General features: G+C 63.1%; 6 protein-coding genes. 3 read left to right on the top strand and 3 right to left on the bottom strand.

Annotated features, from left to right (window positions below):
* From VA602_RS15870 to VA602_RS15860, 3 genes are all read right to left on the bottom strand, one after another.
* A partial coding sequence (locus VA602_RS15870) for a RelA/SpoT family protein (RefSeq protein ID WP_323453681.1) occupies positions 1–898 on the bottom strand: 898 nt, incomplete at its 3' end.
* 59 nt (positions 899–957) lie between these two features.
* Positions 958–1,221, bottom strand: coding sequence for a DNA-directed RNA polymerase subunit omega (gene rpoZ, locus VA602_RS15865; RefSeq protein WP_003253383.1), 264 nt, complete (start codon positions 1,219–1,221; stop codon positions 958–960).
* Positions 1,222–1,437: 216 nt separating this feature from the next.
* The gene (locus tag VA602_RS15860; protein ID WP_054894871.1) at positions 1,438–2,310 is read right to left on the bottom strand and encodes a LysR family transcriptional regulator; all 873 of its coding nucleotides are present in this window, start codon (positions 2,308–2,310) and stop codon (positions 1,438–1,440) included.
* Between the two features lie 209 nt (positions 2,311–2,519).
* Here VA602_RS15860 and VA602_RS15855 point away from each other — a divergent pair, with 209 nt between their 5' ends.
* The 3 genes from VA602_RS15855 to VA602_RS15845 form a co-directional block, all read left to right on the top strand.
* A complete protein-coding gene (locus tag VA602_RS15855; RefSeq protein WP_054894870.1) occupies positions 2,520–3,902 on the top strand; it encodes a glutamine synthetase family protein in 1,383 nt (460 codons plus the stop codon).
* 4 nt (positions 3,903–3,906) lie between these two features.
* Complete coding sequence (locus tag VA602_RS15850) at positions 3,907–4,680, top strand: gamma-glutamyl-gamma-aminobutyrate hydrolase family protein (protein WP_323453680.1); 774 nt, start codon at positions 3,907–3,909, stop codon at positions 4,678–4,680.
* Positions 4,681–4,794: 114 nt separating this feature from the next.
* A partial coding sequence (locus tag VA602_RS15845) for an amino acid permease (protein WP_323453679.1) occupies positions 4,795–5,259 on the top strand: 465 nt, incomplete at its 3' end.

The following is a 5,259-nucleotide window of genomic DNA, read 5'->3' as shown; positions in this document are numbered from 1 at the left end:
CCTTGGGAATCGCGATGTAGTCCTTGAAGCGCCCCGGCAGCGGCTTGTACAGGTTGTGCACGGCACCCAGCACGCGGTAGCAGGTGTCGACCTTGTCGACGATGATGCGGAAGGCGTACACGTCCATGATCTCGTTGAAGGCGCGGCGCTTGCCGCGCATCTTCTTGTAGATGCCATAGAGGTGTTTCTGTCGGCCGCTGACCTCGCCCTCGATGCCGTCCGCCGCCAGGCAGTTGGCCAGCGAGGTCTCGATCTTGGCGACGATTTCCTTGCGGTTGCCGCGCGCGCTCTTCACCGCCCGGTGAATGAGCGAGGAGCGCATGGGATGCATGGCCTTGAAACCTAGATCCTCGAACTCCACGCGCACGGTGTGCATGCCCAGCCGATTGGCGATGGGGGCGTAGATCTCGAGGGTTTCCTTGGCGATGCGCCGGCGCTTTTCACCGGACAGCACTTCCAGGGTGCGCATGTTGTGCAGGCGATCGGCCAGCTTGACCAGGATCACGCGGATATCGCGGGCCATGGCCATGGCCATTTTCTGGAAGTTCTCGGCTTGCGCCTCGGCCTTGGTCTCGAAATTCATCTGGGTCAGCTTGCTGACCCCGTCGACCAGCTCGGCGACGGTTTCGCCGAACTGCTGGCTGAGGGCTTCCTTGGCGATGCCGGTATCTTCGATCACGTCGTGCAGCATGGCGGCCATCAGGCTCTGATGGTCCATGTGCATGTCGGCGAGAATGCTGGCGACTGCCAGCGGATGGGTCACGTAGGGCTCGCCACTGCGGCGGCGTTGCCCGTCGTGTGCCTGTTCGGCATAGAAATAGGCCCGGCGAACAAGATTGACCTGTTCGGGGCCCAGATAGGTCGACAGCCGCTCGGCGAGGGCTTCTATACCCGGCATGGTTTCACCTCTTGCAGAGGAAGAGGATCGTGTGCCGCGCGACGTCGACCGGGCATGAATCAGACGGCCTCGTTGTTCTCGTCCTCGAACGCAGCGAACACCGGATCCTCGGTGACGATCTCTTCGGCGGCGATGAATTCATTGGTCACGATGCCTTCGGCAATTTCGCGCAGGGCGACGACGGTTGGCTTGTCGTTTTCCCACGCCACGCGTGGCTCCTTGCCGCCGGTGGCCAGTTGGCGGGCGCGCTTGGTCGAGAGCATGACCAGCTCGAAGCGGTTATCCACGTGTTCCAGGCAGTCTTCAACAGTTACGCGGGCCATGGTCTTCCTCAGTAGCAGATGCGATTAGCGTGCAGCCCAGAATGGGCAGGCGGACTCGATAGTTTAAAAAATCACCAGCCAATAGGGAAGGGCTGTTTTGTCTGGTGATCCGTGTCACCTGCTCGTGGGGGCGGGCTTGCCCGCGAAAGGGCCGTAACAGACAGTCTCTCGCTTGAACCTGACGATAACGCTTCCTGTCCCGCGAACACAACAGCTTCAGCGCATCGCGTCGCGCAAGCGTGGGGTCAGCTCCTCGAACAAGGTCTGTACCGAACGCAGCGCTCGACAATCGGGGCGGGTCAGCAGCCACAGTTGGGTGTCACAACCTGGCAGCGCGCCGCTCAAGGCCTCGACGCCGGGCAGGGTGTCGACCATGTAGTCGGCCAGCGCCGCCACTCCCATGCCGGTGCTGACCAACTGAGCAATGGTCGACATGCCACTGCACTGGTAGCGCGGGATCAGGTCGGGGTGCTGCTGGTTGCGCCAGACTACCGTGGGGTGGTCCTGCATGGCGTCGTCAGGGGCGATCCACGGCACGCTGTTTGGCGACTCGGCCAGGCGCTCGCGAAACTCCGGGCGTCCGCAGATTACATAAGACGTCGAGCCCAGGCAGCGTCCGACCAGATGCTCCGGGGGTGTGTTGGTCAGGCGCAGGGCGATGTCGGCGTCGCGTCGGCTCAGGTTGGCGAAGGTGTTGGAGGTGCCCATTTCCAGCGACAGCGCGGGGTAGTTGGGCATGAATTCGGCCAGTGCGGGCAGCAACAGGCTGTGCAGCACGGCTTCGGTGCAGGTCAGGCGCACGGTACCGCTGACCACCTGCTCGCCGCTGGTCAGGGCGATGCGCGCGGCGTCCAGCGCCTGCTCGGCCCGTTCAGCCTGTTCGGCCAGGGCCTGTGCAGTGTCGGTTGGCAGGTAGCCCTTGCGGCTCTTGACGAACAGGGCGGTGCCCAGCGCCGACTCCAGTCGCCGGATCGAGCGAAACACCGTCGAAACATCGACCTTGAGCAGCTCGGCGGCCTTGGCCAGTGAGCGACCACGTTCCAGCGCCAGGACCAGGGCGAGGTCCGCGTGATTGATCTGATATTGCATTTGTGCACGCTCTGCTTGCCGATTTGCCAATGTCTGTTGCACTGGAGCCCACTTTATAGTGGAACGGCCCCCGGGAATCAATGCACCGGGCGAGCCACAGAATTTCCCCACGATGGGGCAGTGAAAAGAACAACAGCAGCAACCATCGTCGCCCTCGAGGCGCCAGCCATATCCCCACATCGCCGCTCCGAATCAAAGGATGTACAGCCATGACGTCGGTCTCCCCGTGCGCCCGTTCTTCCCGCGAGATGAATGAATTCCTGGAAGCCCACCCGGACACACAGTACGTCGACCTGTTGATCTCCGACATGAACGGCGTGGTGCGTGGCAAGCGCATCGAGCGGGCCAGCCTGCACAAGGTGTACGAGAAGGGCATCAACCTGCCGGCTTCGCTGTTCGCCCTGGATATCAACGGCTCGACCGTCGAAAGCACGGGCCTCGGCCTGGATATCGGTGATGCCGACCGCATCTGCTATCCGATCCCAGGCTCGCTCTCCAACGAACCCTGGCAGAAGCGGCCGACGGCGCAGTTGCTGATGACCATGCACGAAATCGAAGGCGAGCCGTTCTTCGCCGACCCGCGTGAAGTGCTGCGCCAGGTGGTGAGCAAGTTCGATGCGCTTGGCCTGGATATTTGCGCAGCGTTCGAGCTGGAGTTCTACCTGATCGACCAGGACAACCTGAACGGTCGGCCGCAGCCGCCACGCTCGCCGATCTCGGGCAAGCGCCCGCAGTCCACCCAGGTCTACCTGATCGACGACCTGGACGAGTACGCCGACTGCCTGCAGGACATGCTCGAAGCCGCCAAGGAGCAGGGTCTGCCGGCGGATGCGATCGTCAAGGAAAGTGCCCCGGCGCAGTTCGAGGTCAACCTGCATCACGTCGCCGATCCGCTCAAGGCTTGCGACTACGCGATCCTGCTCAAGCGCCTGATCAAGAACATCGCCTACGACCACGAGATGGACTCGACCTTCATGGCCAAGCCCTACCCGGGCCAGGCGGGCAACGGCCTGCACGTGCACATCTCGCTGCTGGACAAGAAAACCGGCAAGAACATCTTCGCCAACGACGATGCGCTGCAGAGCGAAACCCTGCGTCACGCCATTGGCGGTGTGCTGGAAACCATGCCGGCGTCGATGGCCTTCCTGTGCCCGAACATCAACTCTTACCGCCGCTTTGGTGCTCAGTTCTATGTGCCGAATGCCCCGAGCTGGGGCCTGGACAACCGCACCGTGGCCCTGCGCGTGCCCACCGACAGCAGCGATAACTTGCGTATCGAGCACCGCGTCGCAGGTGCCGATGCCAACCCTTACCTGATGCTGGCCGCGATTCTCGCTGGTATCCACCACGGCCTGACCAACAAGGTCGAACCCGGCGCGCCGATCGAGGGCAATTCGTACGAGCAGCTTGAGCAGAGCCTGCCGAACAACCTGCGTGATGCCTTGCGAGCGCTGGATGACAGCGAGGTCCTCAACCAATACATCAGCCCGGAATACATCGACATCTTCGTGGCCTGCAAGGAAAGCGAGCTGGCGGAGTTCGAAGTGTCGATCTCCGACCTCGAATACAACTGGTACCTGCACACGGTGTAAGCCCATGAGCGCAATCGCGGTTCCCTTGATTGGTGTCAGCGCCTGCCGCCAGCAGGTCGGGAAGAACTCGTCGCACACGGTGGGCGACAAGTATGTCGAGGCGGCAGGTTTTGCCGGGCTGCCTGTGATCCTGCCGGCGCGCGACACGGCCAGCGACCCGCAGGCGCTGCTGGCGCGTCTGAATGGCATTCTTTTTACCGGCTCGCCTTCAAATGTCGAGCCGCATCATTACAATGGCGCCCCCAGCGTGGACGGTACCCGGCACGACGCTGCGCGTGACCGCCTGACCCTGCCGTTGCTGCAGGCCGCCATAACCGCCGGCGTGCCGGTGTTGTGCATCTGCCGTGGATTCCAGGAACTCAACGTGGCCTTGGGCGGCACTTTGCACCAGCGGGTGCATGAACTGCCCGGCTACCTGGACCACCGCGAACCTGAGGACGCACCCCTGGAGGTGCAATACGGGCCTCGACACACGGTCGGCATTGCGCCGGGCGGGCTGTTCGAGCGCCTGGGCCTGGCGGAGCAGTTCGAGGTCAACTCGCTGCACAGCCAGGGCATCGACCGTCTGGCCCCGGGCCTGCGTGTCGAGGCACGGGCCCCGGATGGCCTGATTGAAGCGGTGTCGATGAGTGATGCGTCGGGCTTCGTGCTAGGCGTGCAATGGCACCCGGAGTGGCGTTTCGCCGAAAACCCGGTCTCCCTACGTCTGTTTCAGGCGTTTCGTGAGGCCTGCATTGCCCATGCTGCTCGGGAGGGCTCGCGCCAGAAGGCATTCTGACGTTACCCGAAGGTCTCGGATGACCCATCCCCTGCAGCAAGCTTTCAATGAGTGAAAGCGGGCCTTGTTCGCAAGGCCTGTGAAAACAATACCAATAGCAACGGCAAATAACTCATGAGCGAATACACAGAAGCCGGCCGCCCTCCCGATGTGGCGGCCGACGCGGGCAGCAACACCCAGCGCGCCAGCAAAGGCCTGGCCAAAGGTCGCCTGGGCCTGCTGGCCAGCGTGGTGCTGGGCATCTCCACCATTGCCCCGGTCTACACCCTGACCGGCGCCCTTGGCCCGACCGTGCGTGAGGTCGGCGCCCATCTTCCCGCGGTCTTCATCGTCGGCTTCCTGCCGATGCTGCTGGTTGCCCTCGGCTACCGTGAGCTGAACGCCGCGGAGCCCGACAGCGGCACCTCTTTCACCTGGTCGGCACGTGCCTTCGGTCCCATGATCGGCTGGATCGGTGGCTGGGGGCTGGTCGTCGCCACCACCATCGTGCTGTCGAACCTGGCCGGTGTGGCGGTCGATTTCTTCTACCTGTTCATCGGGCAGATCACCGGGCATCACGAGTATGCCGCGTTAGCGGAC

The organism is Pseudomonas machongensis, assembly GCF_034961125.1.
Taxonomy (GTDB): domain Bacteria; phylum Pseudomonadota; class Gammaproteobacteria; order Pseudomonadales; family Pseudomonadaceae; genus Aquipseudomonas; species Aquipseudomonas machongensis.
This window is presented reverse-complemented; position numbering and strand designations above follow the sequence as displayed.